The sequence below is a fragment of the Tistlia sp. genome (genome assembly GCF_040905785.1).
GTDB lineage: Bacteria > Pseudomonadota > Alphaproteobacteria > Kiloniellales > DSM-21159 > Tistlia.
Genome location: NZ_JBBDQW010000023.1, coordinates 12,804 through 36,022, shown reverse-complemented (window position 1 = coordinate 36,022; position 23,219 = coordinate 12,804). Strand labels below are relative to the sequence as shown.

The 23,219-nt window shown below is 70.7% G+C and carries 23 protein-coding genes; 15 read left to right on the top strand and 8 right to left on the bottom strand.

Going from position 1 to position 23,219, the window contains the following annotated elements:
• The 6 genes from WD341_RS05730 to WD341_RS05705 all read right to left on the bottom strand — a co-directional run.
• Positions 1–662 (bottom strand): SDR family NAD(P)-dependent oxidoreductase (locus WD341_RS05730; RefSeq protein WP_368424474.1); only part of this gene is annotated, 662 nt, incomplete at its 3' end.
• Positions 663–676: 14 nt separating this feature from the next.
• Complete coding sequence (locus tag WD341_RS05725) at positions 677–1,876, bottom strand: acetyl-CoA acetyltransferase (protein WP_368424473.1); 1,200 nt, start codon at positions 1,874–1,876, stop codon at positions 677–679.
• A gap of 26 nt (positions 1,877–1,902) precedes the next feature.
• The gene (locus tag WD341_RS05720) at positions 1,903–3,372 is read right to left on the bottom strand and encodes a 3-oxoacyl-[acyl-carrier-protein] synthase III C-terminal domain-containing protein (protein WP_368424472.1); all 1,470 of its coding nucleotides are present in this window, start codon (positions 3,370–3,372) and stop codon (positions 1,903–1,905) included.
• Between the two features lie 13 nt (positions 3,373–3,385).
• Positions 3,386–4,318, bottom strand: coding sequence for an SDR family NAD(P)-dependent oxidoreductase (locus WD341_RS05715; RefSeq protein WP_368424471.1), 933 nt, complete (start codon positions 4,316–4,318; stop codon positions 3,386–3,388).
• Positions 4,319–4,329: 11 nt separating this feature from the next.
• Positions 4,330–5,493, bottom strand: a complete 1,164-nt coding sequence (locus WD341_RS05710) for an acyl-CoA dehydrogenase family protein (protein ID WP_368424470.1) — start codon at positions 5,491–5,493, stop codon at positions 4,330–4,332.
• Complete coding sequence (locus tag WD341_RS05705; protein WP_368424469.1) at positions 5,486–6,376, bottom strand: MaoC/PaaZ C-terminal domain-containing protein; 891 nt, start codon at positions 6,374–6,376, stop codon at positions 5,486–5,488. The genes WD341_RS05710 and WD341_RS05705 overlap by 8 nt, the downstream gene beginning before the upstream one ends.
• 210 nt (positions 6,377–6,586) lie before the next feature.
• Here WD341_RS05705 and WD341_RS05700 point away from each other — a divergent pair, with 210 nt between their 5' ends.
• The 13 genes from WD341_RS05700 to WD341_RS05640 all read left to right on the top strand — a co-directional run bounded on the left by WD341_RS05700 (position 6,587) and on the right by WD341_RS05640 (position 18,686).
• Positions 6,587–7,789 carry an acyl-CoA dehydrogenase family protein gene (locus tag WD341_RS05700; protein ID WP_368424468.1) on the top strand — a complete coding sequence of 401 codons (1,203 nt, stop codon included), beginning with the start codon at positions 6,587–6,589 and terminating at the stop codon, positions 7,787–7,789.
• Positions 7,786–8,427 carry a TetR/AcrR family transcriptional regulator gene (locus tag WD341_RS05695; RefSeq protein ID WP_368424467.1) on the top strand — a complete coding sequence of 214 codons (642 nt, stop codon included), beginning with the start codon at positions 7,786–7,788 and terminating at the stop codon, positions 8,425–8,427. The genes WD341_RS05700 and WD341_RS05695 overlap by 4 nt, the downstream gene beginning before the upstream one ends.
• A complete protein-coding gene (locus WD341_RS05690) occupies positions 8,424–9,761 on the top strand; it encodes a phenylacetate--CoA ligase family protein (RefSeq protein WP_368424466.1) in 1,338 nt (445 codons plus the stop codon). The genes WD341_RS05695 and WD341_RS05690 overlap by 4 nt, the downstream gene beginning before the upstream one ends.
• Positions 9,758–10,534, top strand: a complete 777-nt coding sequence (locus tag WD341_RS05685) for an enoyl-CoA hydratase/isomerase family protein (RefSeq protein WP_368424465.1) — start codon at positions 9,758–9,760, stop codon at positions 10,532–10,534. The genes WD341_RS05690 and WD341_RS05685 overlap by 4 nt, the downstream gene beginning before the upstream one ends.
• A 98-nt stretch (positions 10,535–10,632) precedes the next feature.
• The gene (locus tag WD341_RS05680; protein WP_368424464.1) at positions 10,633–11,700 is read left to right on the top strand and encodes an ABC transporter substrate-binding protein; all 1,068 of its coding nucleotides are present in this window, start codon (positions 10,633–10,635) and stop codon (positions 11,698–11,700) included.
• A gap of 42 nt (positions 11,701–11,742) precedes the next feature.
• The gene (locus WD341_RS05675; RefSeq protein ID WP_368424463.1) at positions 11,743–12,612 is read left to right on the top strand and encodes an oxaloacetate decarboxylase; all 870 of its coding nucleotides are present in this window, start codon (positions 11,743–11,745) and stop codon (positions 12,610–12,612) included.
• Positions 12,613–12,617: 5 nt separating this feature from the next.
• Entirely contained in the window at positions 12,618–13,883 is a 1,266-nt protein-coding gene (locus WD341_RS05670) for an aconitase/3-isopropylmalate dehydratase large subunit family protein (protein WP_368424462.1), read from the top strand.
• Positions 13,880–14,404 carry a hypothetical protein gene (locus WD341_RS05665; protein WP_368424461.1) on the top strand — a complete coding sequence of 175 codons (525 nt, stop codon included), beginning with the start codon at positions 13,880–13,882 and terminating at the stop codon, positions 14,402–14,404. The genes WD341_RS05670 and WD341_RS05665 overlap by 4 nt, the downstream gene beginning before the upstream one ends.
• Positions 14,391–15,212 (top strand): ABC transporter ATP-binding protein, encoded by an 822-nt coding sequence (locus WD341_RS05660; protein WP_368424460.1) that lies wholly within the window; start codon positions 14,391–14,393, stop codon positions 15,210–15,212. Before WD341_RS05665 ends, WD341_RS05660 begins: the two co-directional genes overlap by 14 nt.
• Positions 15,209–16,063 carry an ABC transporter permease gene (locus WD341_RS05655; RefSeq protein ID WP_368424459.1) on the top strand — a complete coding sequence of 285 codons (855 nt, stop codon included), beginning with the start codon at positions 15,209–15,211 and terminating at the stop codon, positions 16,061–16,063. The genes WD341_RS05660 and WD341_RS05655 overlap by 4 nt, the downstream gene beginning before the upstream one ends.
• Before the next feature lie 14 nt (positions 16,064–16,077).
• Positions 16,078–16,950 carry a TauD/TfdA dioxygenase family protein gene (locus WD341_RS05650; protein WP_368424458.1) on the top strand — a complete coding sequence of 291 codons (873 nt, stop codon included), beginning with the start codon at positions 16,078–16,080 and terminating at the stop codon, positions 16,948–16,950.
• Between the two features lie 11 nt (positions 16,951–16,961).
• A complete protein-coding gene (locus WD341_RS05645) occupies positions 16,962–17,873 on the top strand; it encodes an SDR family NAD(P)-dependent oxidoreductase (protein WP_368424457.1) in 912 nt (303 codons plus the stop codon).
• A 15-nt stretch (positions 17,874–17,888) separates the two neighbouring features.
• A complete protein-coding gene (locus tag WD341_RS05640; protein WP_368424456.1) occupies positions 17,889–18,686 on the top strand; it encodes a glutaredoxin domain-containing protein in 798 nt (265 codons plus the stop codon).
• A gap of 24 nt (positions 18,687–18,710) precedes the next feature.
• Here the strand turns inward: WD341_RS05640 and WD341_RS05635 are convergent, their stop codons facing one another.
• Positions 18,711–19,937 (bottom strand): MFS transporter, encoded by a 1,227-nt coding sequence (locus WD341_RS05635; protein ID WP_368424455.1) that lies wholly within the window; start codon positions 19,935–19,937, stop codon positions 18,711–18,713.
• A gap of 33 nt (positions 19,938–19,970) precedes the next feature.
• On the bottom strand, positions 19,971–20,525 hold the full coding sequence (locus tag WD341_RS05630; RefSeq protein ID WP_368424454.1) for a TRAP transporter small permease: 555 nt from the start codon (positions 20,523–20,525) through the stop codon (positions 19,971–19,973).
• A gap of 213 nt (positions 20,526–20,738) precedes the next feature.
• On the opposite strand from WD341_RS05630, the gene WD341_RS05625 reads away from it, so the two are divergent.
• Together WD341_RS05625 and WD341_RS05620 are read left to right on the top strand one after the other, a co-directional pair.
• Positions 20,739–21,893, top strand: a complete 1,155-nt coding sequence (locus WD341_RS05625) for an NADH:flavin oxidoreductase/NADH oxidase (RefSeq protein WP_368424453.1) — start codon at positions 20,739–20,741, stop codon at positions 21,891–21,893.
• Between the two features lie 122 nt (positions 21,894–22,015).
• Positions 22,016–23,152, top strand: a complete 1,137-nt coding sequence (locus WD341_RS05620; protein WP_368424452.1) for a C4-dicarboxylate TRAP transporter substrate-binding protein — start codon at positions 22,016–22,018, stop codon at positions 23,150–23,152.
• Positions 23,153–23,219 lie beyond the last annotated feature (67 nt).

Sequence of the window (23,219 nt, the reverse complement as noted above, 5' to 3'; positions counted from 1 at the left end):
GGGGGGGGGGGGGGGGCCCCCCCCGCCGCCAGCCGTTCGAGCTCCGCCTCTCCGGCCGCGCCGGCGAAGGCTTCGGTCGCGACGGTGCCGGGCGCGAGGCAGTTCAGCCTGATGCCCTCGGGCGCCCACTCCAGGGCCAGGGTGCGGGTCAGCCCGAGCACGCCGGCGCGGGCGGCGATCGAGTGGGCGAGGCCCTTGGAGCCGCGCTCGACGCCGGACAGAGACAGGTTGACGACGCTGCCGCGCCGCCGGGCGAGCTGGCCCCGGCAGGCCTGGATCAGTGTGAAGACGGCGGTCAGGTTGAGGTCGATCACCGCCGCCCATCCGCGGCGCGAGATCGCCTCGGCCGGCGCATAGAACTGGCCGCCCGCGTTGTTGACCAGGAGGTCTAGGCCGTCCCCCGGCAGCCCGGCGACCAGCGCCTCAACCGCCGCCGCGTCGCGCAGGTCGCAGGGCCGCCGCTCGAAGCGGCCGGGCGGGCAGAGCGCCGCGGTCGCCTTCAGGGCCTCGTCGCGGCGACCGATGCCGACCACGGTCATCCCCAGCTCGGCGAGACGGACGGCGATCGCCTGGCCGATACCGGTGCCGGCGCCGGTGACCAGGCCGCGGCGGCCGACCAGCCCCGCCTCCGCCAGGACCTTCACCTCCGCCAGGACCTTCACCTCCGCCGGGACCTTCAATCGAGCCGGCCGATGATATTGACCGAGGCGACGTTGGACAGCGGCGCGCCGCCGAGGTTGTGGGTCAGCCCCAGGCGCACGTCACGCAGCTGGCGCGGTCCGGCGCGGCCCTGGATCTGCAGGTAGAGCTCGTAGAGCATGCGGATGCCCGAGGCGCCGATCGGATGGCCGAAGCACTTTAGGCCGCCGTCGATCTGGCAGGGCACGGCGCCGTCGTGGTCGTAGCGGCCGTCCAGGATATCCTGCACCGCCCGGCCTTCCCGCGAGAAGCCCAGGTCCTCCATGGTCACCAGCTCGGTGATCGAGAAGCAGTCGTGCACCTCGATGGCGCCGATCTCGCTCTGGGGATCGGAAACGCCGGCTTCCTGAAAGGCCCGCTGCGCGGCGATCCGGGTGTTGGCGACGCTCGCGCCGTCCCAGGTGTTGTGCGACAGCTCGCTGCCGTCGCTCGCCGCGATCTGCAGGGCCTTGATCGTGACCAGCGGGCTCTTGCCGAGGCTCGCCGCGATCTCGGGGGTCGTGACGATCGCGCAGGCGGCGCCGTCCGAGACGCCGCAGCAGTCGAAGACGCCGAGAGGCTCGGCGACGGTCGGCGCCTTCAGCACCTGCTCCTCGGTGATCTCGCGGCGCAGATGGGCCTTCTCGTTGAGCGCACCGTTGCGGTGACTCTTGACCGATACATGAGCCATGGCGCGCTTCAGGTCGTGCGCGTCGACGCCGTGCTTGGCGACGTAGGCGGAGGCGAGCTGGGCGAAGAGGCCCGGCGCCGACATGGAGGGCATCCACAGGTCGTTGAAGGCGCCGCGCGTGCGCACCGGCAAGCCCCCGTAGCCGGTGTCCTTGAGCTTCTCGACGCCGAGCGCGAGCGCGATGTCGCAGGCACCGGCCGCGACGGCGTAGGCCGCGCCGCGCACCGCCTCCGAGCCCGAAGCGCAGAGATTCTCGACGCGCGTCACCGGCAGGTTCGGCAGGCGCAGCGCCGAGGCCAGCGGGATCGCTGACTTGCCGACGCCGATCTCCTCGTAGGAGGTGCCGAGCCAGGCGGCGCCGATCTCGCCGACGCCGATGCCGGCGTCGGCCAGCGCCTCCTGGAAAGCCTCGACCATCAGGTCCTCGGCGCTGTCGCTCCAGCGCTCGCCGAAGCGGCTGCAGCCCATGCCCAGGATCGCGACCTTGTCCCTTATGCCCTTGGCCATCGAAGTTCTCCTTTGCGGGCCGGCGCTCAGGCCGGCACGGCTTTCCAGAAGTAGCGGCGGAAACCGCGCTGCTCGTCGCGGTCCTTGATGCGGAAGGCGACGCCGGCACGGGCGCCGACCTTGAGCTCCGCACCCTCCCACTCCACGAACTCGACGAGCAGGCGGCCGCCCTCCTCGAACTCGACGAGCCCGTAGCGGACCGGCGGGTCCGGGTAGTAGGCGAGGCGGTCGGCGGTCAGTGACACGACGCGGGCGGTGCGGCCGGCGAGTGGATAGGGCTCCTGGCTGTCGACGGCGCCACAGTTGCGGTTGACGCAGACCCGCTCGGGCGGGAACTGCACCGTGCCGCAAGCGGTGCAGCGGCCGGCCTGCAGGCCGGTCAGCGCGCCGTGGCTGCGGTAGGCGACCGAATGGGCGGTCTTGAGGTCCGCCTCGGCCCTGATCCCGGTTTCCAGCTCCAAAGTGCCCTCGAAGGCGAGAAAGCGGAGATAGTTCTCGTCGCTGCGCCCGGCACCCAGCGCGGCGCCTACCGCACCGGCGGAGCGGTAGTCCGCAAGCGCCTCGGTCGCCTGCAGCACCAGCAGGTCGAAGCCCTGGCCGAGACCGGCCAGCAGGATCGTCTCGCCGGGCCTCGCCTGCTCCAGGCAGTGGGCGAGCAGCAGCGGCGCGTGGGCCGCCCCCAGGTGCCCGCAGGCCTGGTCCAGGGGGTCGGCGACGCGCGCCGGATCGAGGCCGCAGCTCTTGGCGATCCGCTGCGCCTCGCGCGCCGAGGCGGCGGGCAGGGCGATCCGGTCGATCCCATCGGGTGTCAGCGACAGTCGGTCGAGCAGCGCCGCGACCGCGGCGGGCAGCCGCCCGGCGGGTCCCTCGTCGCGGGCCCAGCGCTCTTCCCAGCGGTAGTCGAAGTCCCGGCCCTCGCTGCGGTAGTGGTCGACGAAGTCGTCGCTCTCGCTGGTCCAGCCGAGCAGCGTCGCGATCGGCCGCTCGCGGCCGAGCAGGATGGCGGCCGCGCCGTGCCCGAATGCCAGCTCGTCGGGGCTGCCGGGGCGGGCGCGGCGAGCGTCCGCTGCTACGACCAGGCTGGCGTCACCGCCCTCGAGCGCCCCGTCCTGGAACGCGGCGATCAGCGCGCCGGTGCCGGCGCGCAGCGAGCCGCCGACGTCCTGGGTGCGGATGCGCGGGCGCAAACCACTGGCCTCGGCGACGATCGTCGCGTTCTGGCGGTCGAGAAAGGGCAGGGTGGTCGAGGCGAGCGAGAGTGCGGCGACCTTCCCGGGGTCACCGGAGGCGAGGGCGGCGCGGGCCGCCGCCACCGCCATCGTGACGCTGTCCTCGTCCCAGCTGCAGTGGCTGCGCGTACCGCCCGCCCCGGCCATCAGGGCCGGGTTGAACCACTTGTGTGCCGTGGCGATGACCTTGCGCTCCATGCGTCGGCGCGGCAGCCAGGCCCCGAATCCGGTGATGCCGAGGGGGCGGTCGGTGCTCGTCGTCGTCATGTTCTTCGCCTCCTCACACCGGGTCCCAGCAGAACACGTCGCTGGAGCGGTCGAGCGGATAGAACTGCGCCTCCAGCGCCGGCAGCGCGTGGCGCGCGATCTGGTCGGGCGTCCAGCCGGCATCCCGCTGCATGCCGCGCAGCGGCCGCGACTGGCCCATCAGGAAGATCTCGTGGTTGCGGGAAGCGAAGATCTGTCCGGTCACCTTGGACGCCGCGTCGGACAGCAGGCAGACCGCGAGCGGCGCGATCTTGTCCGGCGACATCTGCTTCATGCGCTCGACCCGCTCTCGCTCCTCGGGCGTGTCGCCGGGGATCGTCGCGACCAGCCGTGTCCAGGCGAAGGGGCAGATGCAGTTGGAGCGAACCGCGAAACGCTGCATGTCGAGCGCGATCGACTTCGACAGCGCCGTCACCCCCATCTTGGCGGCCGAGTAGTGCGCCTGGGCGAAGTTGCCGACCAGCGCGGAGGCCGAGGTCATGTGTACGAAAGCGCCGCCGTTCTGGCGGCGGAAGTGCGGCGCGGCGGCGCGCGACACGTTGAAGGGCCCGGTCAGGTTGACCGCCAGCACGGCGTTCCAGTCCTCGGGCTCGAGCTTGTGGAAGATCGTGTCCCGCAGGATGCCGGCGTTGTTGACCACGCCGTCGAGTCGGCCGAAGCGGTCCAGGGCCTGCTCCACCATGCGCTCGGCCCCGGCGTAGTCGGCCACCGAGTCCGTGCTGGCGACGGCCTCGCCGCCGGCGGCCTCGATCTCGGCGACGACCGACTCGCCCGGCGAGGCGTCCTGGCCTTCGCCGCTGCCGCTGGCGCCGATGTCGTTGACGACGACCTTGGCGCCGTGGCTGGCGGCGAGCAGGGCGATCCCCCGGCCGATGCCGCGCCCGGCGCCGGTGACGATCACCACCTTGCCGGCGAGCATGCGATCGGGGTCCTGTGTCTCGGTCATGAAATGCCTTCCTATTGCCGGCGCAGGGGGGAGGCGCCGTCGCGCATCATCTGTCTGGCGATGATCAGCTGCTGGATTTGCGAGGTGCCCTCGTAGATCCGCAGCACGCGGACGTCGCGGTAGAGCTGCTCGATGGGGTAGTCGCGCATGTAGCCGGCGCCGCCGAAGATCTGCAGCGTGCGGTCGGCGATGCGGCCGACCGCCTCCGTCGCGAACAGCTTGCAGCAGCTGGCCTGCTTGCCGCAGGGCTCGCCGGCGTCGTAGCGGCGCGCCGCCTCGAGGACCATCGAGCGGGCGGCGAAAGCTTCGGCCTCGGAGTCGGCCAGCATCGCCTGGACCAGCTGGTGCTCGCCGATCGGCTTGCCGAAGCTGCGGCGCTCGCCCGCGTAGGCCAGGGCCTCGTCGATCAGGCGCAGCGACATGCCGACCGCCGAGGCGGCGATGCCGATGCGGCCGCGCTCCAGCGCCGACATGGCGATCCGGAAACCCTCGCCCTCGGCGCCGAGGATCGCCTCCTCGGGAATCCGGCAGTCGCTGAAGACGACGTCGGCGGTGTGGGAGCCGGCCAGGCCCAGCTTCCGGTCGGTCGGCCCGACGCTCAGCCCGGGGGTGTTGCGCTCGACCAGGAAGGCGGTCAGGCCCTTGTGGTCGCGGCTCCCGGAATCGCTGCGCGCGATGACGGTGAAGACGCCGGCCTCGGGCGCGTTGGTGATGAAGCGCTTGGTGCCCTCGATCACCCACCCGCCGTCGCGGCGGCTGGCGCTCGTGCGGATCGAGGCGGCGTCGGAGCCGAAGTCGGGCTCGGTCAGGCAGAAGGCGGCGATCCTCTCGCCGCTGGCGAGGCGGGGCAGGTGCCGCCGCTTCTGGGCGTCGCTGCCGTAGCGCAGGATGCCGTAGGAGCCGACGCCGTTGTTGATGCCGAGCACCGAGCGGAACGACAGGCTCGCCCGGCAGAGGATGAAGAGCAGCTCGACCTCCTCCTCCAGGGTCAGGCCGAGGCCGCCCCACTCCTCCGGCAGCGCCATGCCGAACAGGCCGAGCTCGGCCATCTGCGCGATCAGCCCCGGCGGCACGGCGCCGGCCTCGGCCATGGCCGGCTCGGCGGGAATCAGCTGCTCGGCGACGAAGCGGCCCAGGGTCTCGGTGATCTGGCCGAAGGTCTCGCGGTCAAGCATGCTCGGTCTCCGGGCGCAGCGGCGCCGACAGCCGCGCCTGTCCGTGGTTCAGCACGAGCTTGTCCCGCTCGAGCGCGCGGCAGCGGAAGCGCAGGTCGTCATCGGCGGCGCGCCAGATCTCCGTGCGCAGGGTTTCGCCGGGGTAGACCGGCGCCGAGAAGCGCACGCGCAGCGAGCGGATCAGCGAGCCGTCGTAGCCGCAGCAGGACTTCAAGATGGCATGGCCGGCGACGCCGAAGGTGCAGAGGCCGTGCAGGATCGGTCGCTCGAAGCCGGCGCGGCGGGCGACCTCGGGCTCCGCGTGCAGCGGATTGAAGTCGCCGCTCAAGCGGTAGATCAGGGCGGCCTGGGGCAGGGTCGCAATGTCGCTGACGAAGTCGGCCGGCCGCTCGGGGATCTCCGCGGGCGCCGGTACCGGCCCGGACGGGCCGCCGAAGCCGCCGTCGCCGCGGCAGAAGGAGGTCATGGCGGCAGTGCAGAGCCGCTCGCCGGTGGTCGCCTCGAAGATCGTGCGCTCCTGGAACAGGAGGGCACCCTTGTCGGCGCCCTTGTCGATCAGGCCGGTGATCCGGGTCCGGCCGATCAGTTCGCCGGCGACCGGCAGGGGACGGTGGATCGCGATCGACTGCTCGGCATGCAGCAGGCGCACCCAGTCGAGGCCGGTCCCGGAGTCCTTCTGCCAGAAGCCGGGGTAGGCCAGCACCGCCGCCATCGTCGGCAGCGGCTGCAGGTCCTTCTCGTAGACGTAGCGCAGCTGCCCCGCGTCCGTCGGATCCGCCCCGAGGCCGACGCCGAGGGCGTAGAGCATAGTGTCCCTGCACGTCAGGCTCTGCCGGCCTTCCGGCACGGGCCAGTTCAACAGACGCTCGGGATCGACCGGCATGCAGGCTCCTCGGTTGGTCGCGGCGGTCGAGGTTTTCTCGCTAGAAGATTCGCCACGTCGCATTCATGTTCCACAAAATCTTGTATTTTCACGTCGTTACGGAATCGCGTTGACCGGCAACATACTACTCAGTACGTTGGATGCAAGCAGATTCGAGGCCCTGGCGAGGAGCGTTGCGTGGCGGCTGAGAGCAAAGACGGGATGGGGGCGATGGCCGCGACGCTGTGGGAACCGGCGCTCGACGAAGCCGCCCGGCAATGGCAGTCCGTGGCGCGGCGGCTCGCCATCGAGTCCTTCGCGCCGCGAGCCGCCGCGATCGACGCGGAGCAGCGCTATCCGGCCGAGAACGTGGCGCTCCTGGCCGAGTCCGGAATCGACCGGCTGTTCCTCCCGAAGCCCTATGGCGGCGGCGGCTCGCTGACCGCCCTCTGCGCTGTGATCGAGGCGATCGCCGAGGGCTGCGCCTCGACCTCGGGCATCGTCGCGACCCTGCAGCTGGGCGCCAACCCCGTCGTGCTGGCCGGCAGCGAAGAGCAGAAGGCGGCCTTCCTCTCCGATGGACGGGGCGGGCTCAAGAGCATCGCTTTCGCGCTGAGCGAGCGGGAGGCGGGCTCGGATCCGGCGGCGATGACGACGACGGCGGCCCGGGAGGGCGCGGGCTGGCGGTTGCGCGGGGAGAAGTGCTGGATCGGCGGCGGCAGCGTCGCTGAGACCTACGTGGTCTTCGCCCAGACCCGTCCCGGGTCCGGTCACCGTGGCGTCGCCGCCTTTCTCGTACCGGCCGACCTGCCCGGCGTCGCCGCGCCGGAGCGCGAGGACAAGATGGGCATGCGCGGGACCGTCAATGCGCGCCTGCTGTTCGACACGCTGGTCGAGGATTCGGCACTGCTGGCGGGGCCGGGCGAGGCTTTCCGCCTGGCGCTGGAGGCGCTCAAGATCGGGCGGGTTTCGGTCGCGGCGCAGTCCTGCGGCATCGCCATGGCCGCCTATCGCGCCGCCGCGCGTCATGCCGCCTCCCGCCGGACCTTCGGGCGACCGATCATCGACCATCAGGGCATCGGCTTCCGCCTCGCGGACGTCTCGGCGCGGCTGTCGGCGGGGCGGATGCTGACGTACGCTGCGGCGGCGGCCTACGACGCAGGGGCCGACATCACCGTCCCCGGCGCCCAGGCCAAGCTGTTCTGCAGCGAGATGGCGCACGAGGCGGTCGACGTCGGGGTGCAGGTCTTCGGCGGTGCCGGCTTCGTCAAGCCCAACCTGGTCGAGCGCCTCTACCGCGACCAGCGCGCCACCGAGATCTACGAGGGCACGTCCGAGATTCAGCGGCTGGTCATCGCCCGCGCCATCAAGGCCGAGCAGGCGGCAGCGCAGAATCCGGTCGCCGGAACCGCGGTGGAGGTGGCGGCGAAATGAGCAGCGCGCTCGACACGACCCTGCTCGAAGGCGGCGAGGGCTCGCGCGGCGAGATCCTCGACGCGGCGGCCGAGGCGTTCATGCGCAAGGGCTACGCAGCCGCCAGCATCGACGACGTCTCCGACATCCTCGGCTGCACCAAGGGGCGCATCTATCATCACTACCGCAGCAAGGCGGACCTCTTCTTCGACGTCCACCGGCGCGGCATGCAGATGGACCTCCAGGCCGTGCGAAGCTGCATGGTCGAGGGCCGCGCGCCGCTCGACCAGCTCTTCGAGATGGCGGTCGCCCACCTCGAGGTGGTGATGTCGCAGATCGCCTACCAGCGCGTCGCCGTGCAGGGGCTGGAAATGCACCTGGCCGGCCAGACAACGCCCGAGCAGCGCAAGACCCTGCGCGCGATCCTGATGCTGCGCGACGAATACGAGGGGCTGTTCGCCGCCGAGATCGCCCGTGCCACCGAGCAGGGCGCGCTGCCCGAGCAGGACGTCCGGCTGGTCGTCAAGGCCTTCATGGGCGCGCTGAACTGGACGACGATCTGGTACCGCCAGCGGCGCAACCAGTCGCAGGCGGAACGCCGGCGCATCGCCGAGAGCATTGCGCGTTTCGCCGTCCGCGGCCTGGGAGGGCGGCCGTGAGCGCGCTCCGCCGTCCGGTCGGCCCGGTCTTCTGGGACTCTTGCGAGACCTGGTCGCGCGACGAGCTGGCTGCGCACCAGGCGGCGAGCCTGACCCGACAGCTGGCGCGCGTCGGCCGCGACAGCGCCTTCTATCGCCGCCGCTTCGCCGAGCTAGGCCTCGACCCCCGCGATCTGCGCGCGCCGGAGGACCTGGCGCGGCTGCCCTTCACCAGGAAGGCGGACTACAGCCGCAGTATCGCCGAGAGCCCGCCCTGGGGCGACTTCCTCTGCATCCCGCGCGAGCGGCTCGCGCGCATCCACTTTTCCTCGGGGACGACAGCCACGCCCGTGCCGCAGTTCTGGTCGCAGGCCGACCTGGAGCGCTGGGCCGATCTCTACGCCCGCTACGCCTATGCGCAGGGCGTGCGGCCGGGCGACCTGTTCCAGTGCCTCTTCACCTACACCTGGTTTGTCGGAGGGCTCGGGGCGACCGCGGGTTACCAGCGGCTCGGCGCCACCGTGATCCCGGCCGGCAGCCAAGAGACCGAGCGGCAGATCCGCACGCTCTTCGAGTTCGGCACCACGGTGCTGTGCGGCACGCCCTCCTTCATGGTCCATCTTGGCGAGACCGCGCGCGGGATGGGTTTCGACCCTGCGGCCTCCAAGGTCCACAGCATCACGGTCGGCGGCGAGCCCGGCGGCGGCATCTCCGCGACCCGTCGGCGGATCGAGGAGCTGTGGGGCGCGCGCTGCTACGACGCCTACGGCAGCCTAGAGTTCCAGACCATCGGCTTCGACTGCCCCGACCAGAGCGGCCCCCACGTCGCCGAGGACTTCGTCTATGCCGAGGTCGTCGACCCCGACAGCGGCGAGCCGGTGCCGGACGGCACCCCCGGGGTGCTGGTGCTCACCCACCTCGACAAGGAGGCCGGGCCGCTGGTTCGCTGGTGGACCGGCGACGTGGTCTGCCGCGACAGCGCGCCCTGCGCCTGCGGCCGCCGCCACGCGCGGCTCCTCGGCGGCGTCCGCGGGCGGGCCGACGACATGCTCGTGGTCCGGGGCATCAATCTCTTTCCCTCGGCGGTCGAGCAGGTCGTGCGCGAGCAGCCGGGTCTCGGCGGCGAGTACCGGATCGTCGTCGACGGCTCGGTGCGCAACGCCGATACGGGCCTACTGAACGCCATCCGCCTTCAGGTCGAGGCCGAGCCGGGCAGCGACCCTGCACGCCTCGTGGCCGTGCTGGAGGACGCGCTCAAGGAGAGGCTGCGCGTCCGCGCCCGCGTCGAGGTGCTGCCGCTCGGCAGCCTGCCGCGCGAGACCCACAAGGCCCGGCGACTGGTGGTTGAGCCATGACCGACCCATCGGTCGTCCTGGAACGGCGCGGCGCCGTGGCGCTCGTGGTCATGAACGAGCCCGAGAGCCGCAACGCCATGCGCCCGTCGCTGCGCGGCGCGCTCGTCGAAGCTTTCGCCGGACTGATCGCGGACCCGAACTGCCGCGCCATCGTCCTGACCGGCAGCGGCAAGTCCTTCTGTGCGGGCGGCGACCTGGGGAGCCTGCCCGACCACGATCCTCAGGCGGTCCGGCTGCGCCTCGAGCAGGCGCACCGGCTGCTGCGCATGATCGCAGCGGGCCCCAAGCCCGTCGTCGCCGCGGTCAATGGCTACGCCTTCGGCGCCGGTCTGTCGCTCGCCGCCGCCTGCGACTTCGTGCTGGCCGCCGAAAGCGCCTCCTTCGGCGCCGTCTTCGGAAAGGTCGGGCTGATGGCCGACATGGGGCTGCTCTGGTCCTTGCCCCAGCGCGTCGGGCTCGCCGAGACGCGGCGCCTGCTGTTCAGCGCCGCAACGGTGCCGGCCGAGGAGGCGGTCTCGCTCGGGCTCGCCGACCGCCTGGTCGAGGACACGGCCCTGGCCGAGGCGGCCTGGGAGCTCGCCGCCGGGATGGCCGAGGCGCCCCCCCTGGCGCTGGCCGCCACGAAGGCGCTGCTGGCCCGCGGGCCGGCGCCGCTGGAGTCGGTCCTGGCGACGGAGCTGGATCATCAGACGCTGCTGTTCAGCAGCGAGGATTTCGTCGAAGGCCGCGCCGCCTTTCTCGAGCGGCGGCCGCCGAGATTCGCCGGGCGCTAGCGCCCGACGACGATCAACCGCCCGCAAGAGGCGGAAACGACACCACGAACTGTACGGCGGGCGACGAGAGGCCCGCCACCACCCACGGGAGTAGACGCATGAGGAAGACACTGTTGTTCGGAACCCTGGTCGCCGCCGGCTTGTCGGTCGCCCTGGGCCAGGCGGCATCGGCCGCCGAACTGACCCCCGTCACCATCGCCATCGGCACGAAGGTGCTGGACACCTCGCAGGCCAACAACACCTCGGTGCCGCTCGCGACCGAGTGCTGGAAGAAGGAAGGGCTGGACGTCAGCTTCCAGCCGACCAACTCCACGGCGGCCATGCAGGCCGTGCTGGCGGGGCAGGCCGATTTCGTGCTGATGGGGCCGGGCGCTGCGGTCAAGGCGCGAGCCCAGGGCGCGCCGATCAAGGCCGTCTACATGAACATGCGCAAGAACTTCCAGTTTCCGGTCGTCGAAGCCTCCAGCGACATCCGCTCCATCGAGGACTTCAAGGGCAAGACCATGGGCGTCGTCTCCTACGGCGCGCAGATGGTCGCCATCTTCAAGGGCATGCTCGCCGAGGCCGGGCTCGACCCCGACAAGGACCTGACGATCGTCGAGACCGGCGTTGGCGCCCAGGCCGTGGCGGCGCTGCAGACCGGCCAGGTCGACATCTGGGGGACCTGGGATTCGCAGATCGCGACGGCCGAGAACATGGGCCTGGAGCTGCGCCGCTTCACCTCGCCCTTCGCCGACAAGCTGAAGTTCGGCAGCTCCTACTTCGTGCGCGACGACTACATCGAGAAGGAGCCCGAGACGATCGCCAAGGTCCTGCGCTGCGTCGCCCAGGGCACGGCGATCGCCCTCGAAAACCCGCGCGGCGTGGTCGAGACCCACTGGGAGGTTTTCCCGGCGACCAAGCCGTCGGGCGTCGCCGAGGAGGAGGCCTTCAGGCAGGGCCTGCACATCCTCGAGGTGCGCTCGGAATTCCTCGTGAAGAACGAGGACGAGCAGTGGGGCGAGTTCCCGCCGCAGGCCGTTGCCGATCTCGTCGAGTTCATGGAGGAGAACGGCGAGATCGAGCCCGGTCTCGACCCCGAGGATCTCTACACGAACCAGTTCGTCGAGCAGGTCAACGACTTCGACCACGACTCGATCCCGGCCCAGGCCGAAGCCCTGAACTGACCGCTCGAGCCCGACCCCAGCAGAACCGAGGCCCCCTTCGTCATGCCGCATCCCGGAACGATCGTGCGCGACCTTCTGTCGAGCCGTGGCGTCACGCCCGTTCCGGGCTGCCATGACGCCCTCGGCGCCCTGCTGATCGAGCAGGCCGGCTACCCGGCCGTCTACATGTCCGGTTTCTCCGTCGCTGCCAGCTTCGGCAAGCCGGACGTGGGGCTGCTGACGGTCAGCGAGATGGTGGCGCGCGCGGCGCAGATCGCCCGCGCCACCAGCCTACCGGTGATCGCCGACGCCGACACCGGCTACGGCGGCCCCGCCAACATCGCGGACTGCGTCCAGGCCTTCGAGCGGGCCGGCATCGCCGCCATTCACCTCGAGGACCAGGTCATGCCCAAGCGCTGCGGCGCGCTGCCGGGCAAGGCCCTGGTCCCGGTCGAGGAGATGGCGCTGCGCCTCGCCGCCGCCAGGAAGGCACGGACGTCAGCCGACTTCCTGATCTTCGGGCGCACCGACGCCATGACGCTTCACGGTCTCGACGAGAGCGTCGCCCGCATCCGCGCGATGGAGCGAGCCGGAGCCGACGCCGTGCTGGTCCCGTCGCTCTCGACCGCCGAGGAGGCCGCCGCCGTGGCCGGTGCCGTCGCGGTGCCCGTCATCTACCTGACCGCAGAGACGATCCGTCCGATCTTCTCCCTGGACGCGCTGCAGCGGCAGGGCTTCGCCATGGCGATCTACGCGCTCTCGCTGATCCAGGTCTCGGCCGCGGCCCAGCAGGCCGTGCTGCGCGAGCTGCTGGAGCACGGCACGACCGAAGGCGCGCTGGACCGCATGACGTCCTTCAAGGCGCTCAACGAGCTGGTCGGCGTCGAGAAGCTGTCCGCCTTCGAGCGGGCTCTCACCGAAACGAAGGCCTGATCACGATGCAAGCCACACTTGCCCAGAAGATCCTGGCCCGCGCGAGCGGCCGCGACGCGGTCGAGCCGGGCGAGGTCGTCTGGGCCACTCCGGACCTGGTGACGACACCCGAGGTTTCCTTCCCGACCTATGTGCGGCGCCTGCGCGAGAACGGAATCCACCGCTTCGCGCTTCCCGAGCGCGTCGTCGTCGCCATCGACCACGAGGTGCCGGTGCACTCGCGAGAGGGCGCGGAGCGCAACCGCCTGACTCGCCGCCTCGCCGAGGAGACCGGTGTCGGCCACTTCTTCGACGGCGCCGGCATCACCCATCCGCTGGTCGTCGAGCAGGGCCTGGTGCGCCCGGGCATGTTCGCGGCCGGCGCCGACACCCACACCCCCGCTCTCGGCGGTGTCGGCGCGCTGGCCGTGCCCTTCGGTTTCGAGCTCACCATGATCCTGGCGACCGGCCGGATCTGGGTGCAGGTGCCGGAGACGGTGCGGGTCGAGCTGCTCGGCCGCTGCCCGGCGGGCGTCTCCGCCCGCGACATCGTCCTGGCGACCATGCGGCAGGTCGATGCCGACCTCGCCGACTACCGGGTTATCGAGTTCGGCGGCGAGGGGCTCGCCAGCTTGTCGGTGCCGGAGCGCATGACGCTGTGCGGCCTGTGCATCGACATGGGTGTCAAGTCCGCGGTCGCGGAGGTCGACAGACGCTGCCTCGACCACCTGGCGGAGATCGGCGTCTCGGGAGCCGAACCGCTGGCGAGCGACCCCGGCTGCACCTATGCGGCACGCATCGAGCTCGATATCTCGACGCTCGCGCCCCAGGTCTCGATTCCGCCCTCGCCGACCCATGTGCGCGGCGTCTCGGAGCTGCCGCACACGCCGGTCCAGCACGCCTACATCGGCTCCTGCGCTTCCGGCACCCTGGCCGAGCTGTCGGCGGCCGCCGACCTGCTCGAGGGACGGCAGGTCCATCCTGGCGTCCAGCTGCTCGTGATCCCGGCGACGCGGAGGGTCTATCAGCAGGCCATGGAGCAGGGCCTGCTCGCGCGGCTCTCCCGGGCCGGCGCGGCGATCTCCCCGCCGACCTGCGGACCCTGCTTCGGCGGGTTGGCGCAGCTCGCGGCCGGCGAAACCCGGATCAGCACCAGCACCCGCAACGACCCCGGGCGCATGGGTGCCCAGGACGCGCAGATCTATCTGGCGAGCGCCCTGACGGTGGCGGCTTCGGCGCTGGCCGGCCACATCGCCGATCCCCGCGACTACCTGCGAAAGGGTGAGGCATGACGGATCCCTACCGCGGCCGCTGCTGGCGCTTCGGCGACGACCTCGCCAGCGACCAGATGATCCCGCCGCAGTACGTCTTCGAATACGACCCCAAGGTTCTGCGACAGCACCTCCTCGCGGAAGTCAGGCCCGAGCTGTCGCAGGAGGCGCAGCCGGGCGACCTGCTGGTGACCGGCCGGAATTTCGCCAACGGCAGCCACCACAGCCACCCCTTCCTGGCGATGCGCGAGATGAGAATCGGCCTGATCTGCCAGTCGATCTCGCGCGGGCCCTTCCGACTCGCCGTCTTCATGGGCATCCCGCTGCTGGTCGCGGGGCCGGAGGTCATCGACGCTCTGGGCGAGGGGGATCGCCTCGCGGTCGACTTCGCCGCAGGCCACATCCGCAACGAGACGACGGCACGCGAATTCGAGGTCGAGCCGCTGTCCTCGTTCCTTCTTGAAATCATCTCCCTCGGCGGCGGGCTGGCCTACGCCCGCACCCTGGTCGAGGCGGAGGAAAGCCGACATGCAGAGAGCTAGCACCCTGCGCGAAGTGCCGGGAGCCGTGCCGCCGAGCGCCTCGGCGATCCGGATCCAGGATCTGGAGAAGATCTACGACACGCGCGACGGCAATCGCATCCAGGCGCTCGGGCCCCTGTCCCTCGACATCGCCGAGCGCGAGTTCGTCACCATCGTCGGGCCCTCGGGCTGCGGCAAGTCGACCCTGCTGCGGCTGCTCGCCGGTCTCATGGACCGGACCTCCGGCGAGATTCGGATCCGCGACCGCGCCATCGTCGGGCCGCAGCGGGACATCGGCATGGTGTTCCAGAGCCCCGTCCTGCTGCCCTGGAAGACGACCCTGGCCAACGTCCTGCTGCCCGCCAAGGTGCTCGGCCTCGACATGCAGGCCAGCCGCAAGCGGGCCCAGGAGCTGCTCGGGCTGGTTGGCCTCGGGGACTTCCAGGAGAAGTACCCCAACGAGCTTTCGGGCGGCATGCAGCAGCGCGTCTCGATCGCGCGGGCGCTGCTGCACGAGCCCTCGATCCTGCTGATGGACGAGCCTTTCGGCGCGCTCGACGCCATGACCCGCGAAACCATGAACCTCGAGCTGCGGCGGATCTGGCGGGAGTCGGGCAAGACCATCCTGTTCGTCACCCATTCGATTCCGGAAGCCGTCTTCCTGGGCAGCCGCGTCCTGGTCCTCTCGCCGCGACCGGGCCGCATCGCCGACCTTGTCTCGGTCGACCTGCCGGACGAGCGCGATCTCGACACCATGGCAAGCGACCGCTTCGGCCAGTTCTCCCGCCGGATCCGCAGTCAGTTCCAGTCCCACGGAGGCCTCGAATGAGCAGCCAGACTCCGACCACCGCCGCCGCCGGCGAAGTCGCCCCCCGGATCCTCCCGCCGGCGCCGCGCCGGCGCCTGCTCGCCGAGCGCCCCGAGCTGGTGCTCGTGCCGCTGCTGTTCGTCGTGGTCACGTCGATCTGGCAGTTCGTCGTGCGCTACTTCGAGGTCCCGCTCTACCTGTTCCCGGCGCCCAGCGACATCTTCTGGGCGCTGGTCGACCGCCTGGGCAGCGGGCTCTACATCGAGCACGCCTGGTACACCCTGTCGGAAGCGTTGCTCGGCTTCGCGATCGCCGCGGTCGCAGGCATCACGCTTGGCAGCGTCATCGCCCAGTTCCGGATCGTCGAGAAGACGCTCTATCCCTACCTGATCGCGATCCAGACGACGCCGAAGGTCGCCATTGCGCCGCTGTTCATCATGTGGTTCGGCTTCGGCATCACCTCGAAGGTGATCATCGCCGCGATCATCGCCTTCTTCCCGATCCTGGTGAACGTGATCGCCGGGCTGCGCTCGACCGAGATCGAGCGCATCGAACTGATGCGCTCGCTGCGTGCCACGCGCTGGCAGATCTTCTACATGGTGCGCCTGCCGAGCGCCTTGCCGATGATCTTCGCCGGCCTGCAGATCGCGATCATCTTCGCGATCCTGGGCGCCATCGTCGGCGAGTTCGTGGGCTCGAACAAGGGCCTCGGCAACCTGATCCTGCAGATGAACTTCAACCTCGACACGGCCGGGGTGTTCGGCGCGCTGGTCTGTCTTTCGGCCATGGGCATCACGCTGCACCTGGTGATGCTGAAGATCCAGCGCCGGCTGCTGTTCTGGTCCGAGGACACAAACGTACCCGGGGTCTGAGGGAGGCGAGGCACATGTCGAACATCGTCGTCAGGAAGCGCGCGAGCGCGCTCGGGGCCGAAGTCGTCGGGCTGGACCTGCGCGAGCCGCTTTCGGACGAGGCCGTCGCCGCCGTCCGGCAGGCCTGGCTGGAGCACCTGGTGCTGGTGTTCCGCGATCAGCACCTCAGCCACGAGCAGCACATCGCCTTCAGCCGCCGGCTCGGGCCGTTGGAGACCCACGAATCGATCCCCAAGTTCTGCCATCCGGAGCACCCGGAAATCCTGCTGGTCACCAACTACGAGAACACCGGGAGGAAGCTGGTCGTCGGGCGGCAGTGGCACTCGGACCTCTCGACCACCAGGCGGCCGGCGAAGGGCTCTCTGCTGCGCTGCGAGGAGGCACCGCCGGCTGGCGGCGACACCATGTTCTGCAACATGTACCGGGCCTGGGAGGCGCTCTCGCCGGGCTTCCGCTCGATGCTGCAGGAGCGCTGGGCGCTGCACGACATGACCGCCGCCAGGGAGACCCGCAGCCGTCGCAGTCCGGAGGAGCTGGCCGACATCCGGCGCCGCAACCCGCCGGTCTACCAGCCGGTCGCCCGGGTCCATGACGAGACCGGGCGCACCGCGCTCTACGTCGCCGAGATGACCACCGTCGCCTTCGAGGGCATGACCGAGGAGGAGAGCCGGCCGATCCTGGAACACCTCTACGCCCGCTCCGTGGAGCCGGAGAACGTCTACCGGCACCGCTGGCGACCGGGCGACCTGGTAATCTGGGACAACCGCTGCGCCATGCACATCGCGCTCGCCGACTACGGCGACGACGAGCGCCGGGTCATGTACCGCACGACGCTGCTCGGCGAACCGTCCGGGCGGGTCCAGGAAACCTCGGCCGCGGCCGAATAGAGGAGCCTTCGATGGGTCTGATGGACGGCAAGGTCGCGATCGTCACGGGGGCCGGGCAGGGGATCGGTCGCGCCATCGCGGAGGGCCTGGCGGCAAGCGGCGCCAGGGTCGTGGTCAACGACATCGGGGTCTCGCTCTCGGGTCGGACCGAGAACGCGGCGATCGCCGGGGAGGTCGTGGCGGCCATCGAGGCCGCTGGCGGCGAAGCCCTGGCGAACGCCGAGTCGATCGCCGAATGGGACGGCGCCTCGCGCCTGGTCGAGGCGGCGCACGAGCGCTTCGGACGCCTGGACCTGGTGGTCAACAACGCCGGCATCCTGCGCGACGCGATCTTCCACAAGCTGGAGCCCGCCGAGTGGCAGGCGGTGCTCGACGTGCACCTGACCGGCAGCTTCAACGTCTCGCGCGCCGCGGCGCCGGCGATGCGACGGCAGGAGAGCGGCGCCTTCGTCTTCATGACCTCGACCGCGGGACTGATCGGCAACTACGGCCAGGCCAACTACATGGCCGCCAAGATGGGCCTGGTCGGGCTGATGCGCTCGGTGGCGATGGACATGCAGCGTTTCGGCGTGCGCGCCAACTGCATCGCACCCTTCGCCTGGAGTCGGATGATCAGCTCGATGCCGGCCGAGACCGAGGCCGAGAAGGCGCGCGTCGCAAAGCTGCAGAAGATGACGCCGGACAAGATCGCGCCTCTCGTCGCCTTCCTGGGCTCGGACGCGGCGCGGGACGTCTCCGGGCAAATCTTCACGGTGCGCAACAACGAGATATTCCTGATGAGCCAGCCGATGCCGATCCGCTCCATGCATCGCGCCGACGGCTGGACCCCCGAGACCATCGCCGAGTTGCTGCCGGGCGCAATGGGGCCGTCCTTCTCCCCGCTGCAGCGCTCGACCGACGTCTTCTCCTGGGATCCGATCTGAAGGAAGGGTGAGGCCATGACCACCCAACGGCCGGAGACGGAGCGGCAGGCCCCCGTCAGGGTCTTCTGGGCGCCCGGCTGCTCCTCGTGCCTGCGCACCAAGGAGTTCCTGAAGAAGCGCGGCATCGCCTTCGTCTCGGTCAACGTGAAGGACGACACGGGAGCGAGGGAGCAGCTGCTCGCCCTCGGTGCGCGCAGCGTACCGATCGTGGCGCGCGGGGAACGCTTCGTCTACGCGCAGTCCAACGCCGACATCGTCGGCTTCCTCGGCCTGGAGGAGACGGCCGCCGAGATGCTGCCGCCGGCGGTCCTGGTCGAGAGACTGGACCGCGTGCTGCACGCCGCGGCCAGGTACCTGAAGCAGGTGCCGGAGGCGGAGCTGGACGTGGTCTTCAACGACTTCTTCGCCCCGCGCGCCCTCGCCCAGCACGCCTTCCGCGTCGCCGAGGCCTTCGTCGAGGCGACCGAGACGGGGGAGGACTACACCTACGAGCGCATGATGCGGGGCACCCACGACGTCGGGCCCGGCGACGACATCCTGGGCTACGGCGCGAGCGTGATCGCCGCGCTCGACGCCTGGTGGCAGCATTGCCCCGACCGGAGCTGCAGCGCGCCGCTGCGCGCCTACTGGGGCGTCCAGTCGAGGCACGAGCTCCTGGAGCGCGCCGCCTGGCATTCGGCGCAGCACACGCGGCAGCTGCAGTCCATCGTGGAGCATTTCGGCGGCCTGCCCGATGGGCCGCTCGGCGAGCGCGAGCTGGCCGGCCTGCCGCTGCCGGACAGCGTCTGGATGGAAGCCTCGGCCGACGCCTGAGACGGTCGGAAGCTGCGCGCGGGCTCAGGCCGAGGCGGCCGACGCCGGGCGGTGCGCGGCCCGGTAGAAGGCGGCCACCAGCAGGGCGGTGGCGAGCAGCAGCGCGCAGGCGAACCAGAGCGAGGCGCCCGGGCTGCCGGTCGCGTCGGTCAGCCGGCCGGCCAGGGCCGGGAAGGCGAAGAATCCGCAGTAGAAGAGCGTGAAGTAGACGCCGTAGCCGGCGCCGTGCGCCTGCAGCGGCAGCATCCGCTGCAGCAGGCCGGTGAAGGGCGCGGCGGGCAGGCCCCAGACGATGCCGAGCAGCACCGTCAAGGCCAGCGGCGCGAGCGGCTCGGCGATCAGGGCGACGACCAGGACGACCAGCAGCGCCGCGCCGAGGATGCCGAGGTAGAGCACCCTTGGGGTGCCGCCGCGCCGGTCGGCGAGCCAGCCGCCCAGCGGCGTGCCCAGCAGGCCGAGCCAGAAGATCATGCTGGCCGTGGCGTTGGCCTCGGTGAGGCTCATGCCCGCCTCGATGAAGAAGGGCGGCGCGAAGCTGAGGTAGATCACGCCGGCTGCCGTGAAGCAGGCGAAGGCGGCGCCGAGCAGCAGCGCCAGCAGGCCGCTGCGCCGGTCGAGCGTGAGCGTGAACAGCGGCGCCCGGGGCCGCGCCGGCCGTGCCGGCTCCCCGACGCTAAAGGCGAGCCAGAGCGCCGAGAGCAGGGTCACGCCGGTCAGCAGCCACAGCGGCAGCCGCCAGTCGCTCCAGACGGCGAGCGGCGCGAAGGTCACGGCGGCCAGCCCGATGCCGACCGGCCAGGCGCTCATGGTGACCGCGATCGCGCGGTTCATCGCCTTGCCCTCGAACAGCTCGGTGGCGAGCCTGAGGCAGGCGATGTTGACCAGGATGCCGCCGGTGCCGGCGACCAGGCGCGCGCCGGCCGCCGCCCAGAAGCCCTCGACGAAGCCGAGCCAGAGGCTGCCGGCGGCCATCAGCAGCGCGCCGAAGAGGCCGAGGCGGCGGTAGCCGAGGCGCGCCCCGATCAGCGAGCCGAGCAGACCCAGCACCACGCCCGGCGCCAGGAACAGCCCGATCAGCAGGCCGATCTGGCTGTAGTCGAAGCCGAGGTCGGCCATCAGGAAGGGCGTCAGGGAGGCGATCGCCTGGAGCTGCATGCCCATGCACAGGCGGCCGAAGGCGAGCGACGCCAGCATCGCGCCGGTGCGCAGGGCGCCCGGCCGCCCGGGGTCGGCCTGCCCGGTAGAAGACATCTGCAGCGATCCGCCCGCCGGTGCGAGGAGGGGCTACTCGACGGTCGGGCGCAGGTGCTCCTCGGCCACCGCCGGGGTGAAGATCGCCTTGGCGACCCGCAGCAGTGCCACGATCACCAGCAGCCCGAAGGCGATCGGCAGGAAATAGCGGCTCGGCCAGATTTCGATGAAGGCGTTGCCCATGACCATCTCGCGCGTCGCCATGGCCCGCAGCGAGTCGAGCCAGGAGCGGTAGGCGAAGAGGCCGAAGAAGAGCGCGGTGACCAGGCCCGAGAACACGAAGACGATGCGGCGCAGCAGCAGCGGCAGCTTCAGGTAGAGGATGTCGACGGTGATGTGCTCGTCGCGCAGCTCCATGTAGGCCAGCGGCAAACAGACCGCGGCGACCATGTAGTAGAAGGAGACGATCTCGGTGGTGCCGTAGACCGGGCTGCTGAAGGCCAGGCGGCCGACGACGTCGGCGATCACGTGCACCGCCATCAGGATCAGCGCGATCGTCCCGAACACCAGCAGGATCCTGGTCAGCCAGCCGAGCATCCGCTCGATCTCCTGGAGCACGCCGCCCCCGCTCTCCTCGGCCTCGTTCACGGCTCTTCCTTCCTGGCGGTCCGTCGTGCCGCCACCCTGGGCATTTCGTCTCGACTCGTCCTTCGCTCGGCTGCTAGTTTGAAATATCGAAGAGAATGTTTCAATGTCTCAGCCGCGGTGGCCGGCAGAATTCGCTGGCGCCCCACGGGCCGGGCGATAGGCCGGGCGAGGGGCGGGGACGTGAGCGGAAAACGACCTGGAGGGACCGACACTTTGAGCGCTGCGCTGCTGGAACAGCTTACCCTGAAGGGGGTGACCCTACCCAACCGAATCGTGATCTCGCCGATGCAGCAGTACATGGCGGGGCGCGACGGCCTGGCCCGCGACTGGCATTTCGTCCACCTCGCGAAGATGGCGGCCGGCGGCGCCGGCACGGTCTTCACCGAGGCGCTGGCGATCGAGCCGGACGCGCGGGTGACCTATCACGACCTCGGCGTCTGGAGCGACGATCACCTCGAGGGCCTGAAGCGCCTCGCCGGCGGCATCGCCGACCACGGCGCGGTGCCGGCGACCCAGTTGATCCACGCCGGCCGCAAGGCGAGCGTGGCGCCGCCCTATCACGGCTTCGAGCCGCTGACCGAGCAGGACGCCGCCGAGCGCGGCGAGAAGCCCTGGCCCGTCGTCTCGGCCTCGGCGCTGGAGGCCAATCCCGGCTGGCCGATGCCGCGCGCCCTGACCCGGGACGACATCAAGCGCCTGCTCGAGCGCTTCGCGCTCTGCACCCGGCGTGTCCGCAAGGCCGGCTTCCGGGTGCTCGACATGCACGGCGCCCACGGCTACCTGATCCATTCCTTCCTCTCGCCGCTGTCGAACCAGCGCGACGACGAGTACGGCGGCGACCTCGAGGGCCGCATGCGCTTCGCGCTGGAGGTCGCCGAGGCGGTGCGCTCGGAATGGCCGTCCGAGCTGCCCTTCTTCTACCGCCTCTCATGCATCGACGACGCCGAGGGCGGCTGGACGCTGGACGACAGCGTCCTGCTCTCTCGCGCCCTCAAGCAGCACGACGTCGACGTCATCGACTGCTCCTCGGGCGGCCTCGGCCGGCGCACCACGCCGCTGATCATCCCGCGCGAGCCGGGCTACCAGGTGCCCTACTCGGCGCGCATCCGCCGCGAGGCGGAGATCGCGACCATGGCCGTCGGCCTGATCATGGATCCCCAGCATGCCAACGCCATCGTCGAGGCCGGCGACGCCGACCTGATCGCGATCGGCCGCGAGGCGCTGCACAACCCCAACTGGGGCGTCCAGGCCCAGGTCGCGCTGAAGGGCCTGGAGGCCTACGAGAGCGACTGGCCCAAGTCCTACGGCTGGTGGCTCTATCGGCGGGCGAAGTCGCTCGAGGTCTCGCGGCAGGCGAAGGCGCCCTGACCAAGCGCGCCGACGAGGCGCCTTGCAGCGAGGCGAGGCAGGTGACGGGGCGGCCGGGCCGCTCCGGAGTTGTCGGATCCCGGATCGGTTGAACGGATCCGTTGAACAGGGAGAAGAAGACGATGATGAAGAAGCTGCTCGCATCGGCGGCGGTCGCTGTGACCTGCGCCGCCGCCCCCCAGGCCGGGGCTGAGACCTTCTCGGCCAACAACTTCCTCGACGCCGGCCACCCCTTCTCGGTGGAGAACTACACGAACTGGGCCAAGGACGTCGCCGAGGCCACCGACGGCGAGATCGAGTTCGACGTCTTCCTGGGCGGCGTGCTGCTCGGCGGCCGCGCGTCGCTCACCGGCACCGCCGACGGCGTCGCGCAGGTCGCCTACCACGCCGGCACCTACACGCCCTCGGAGCTGCCGATCACCAACATCATTTCCGAGCTCGCCTTCCTGACCGACAACTTCTACGCCCTGGCGGCGGCCTCGACGATCATGTCCTTCACCCATCCGGCGCTGCTCGAGGAGTACGAGAAGAACGGCGTCGTCTTCGGCGGCGGCTACGGCACGCCGATCTACTACCTGATCTGCAACAAGCCGATCCGCACCGCCGAGGACCTGCAGGGCATCCGCTCGCGCATGCCCGGCGGCATCTGGGACCGCTGGGCCAGCGCGATGGGCGCCGTCTCGGTCAACGTGCCCTCGAGCGAGATCTACACCGGCCTCGACCGCGGCACCCTGGAGTGCGGCGTCAACCCGCTCGATTCGCTGCTCTCGCGCAGCTACTGGGATGTCGCCAAGTACGTGCCGATGATCCCGCTCGGCTCCTACTACTCCGGGCCGATGTGGGCCTACGACATCGAGTTCTGGCAGGACCGCACGCCGGAGCAGCGGCAGATCCTGCTGGAGACCGCCGGCGCCGCCTTCGTCCGCTCGGCGATCCTCTACCTGGAGAACACCGAGGAGGCGCAGGCCGTCGGCGCCAGCGAGCACGGCATGGAGTTCATCGAGGTCGACCCGGCCCTGATGGCCAAGCACGAGGCCTTCGTCGAGAACGACTCGGCCAACCTGGTCGAGCTCGCGCAGAAGCAGTACGGCGTCAGCGAGGAGCTGGCGGTCGACCTGATCGACACCTTCAAGGCCCTGGTCGCCGAGTGGGAGGCCAAGCTCGAGGGCGTCGACTTCAAGGACCAGGAGACCCTGACCAAGCTGTTCGTGGAGGAGGTCTTCACCGTCGTCGATCCCGCCACCTACGGCACGAACTGAGCGTCGGCAGGGGCCTGCCGGACAACGACCGACCGCCCGGCCCCTCTCCAGGGGCCGGGCGGCCGGG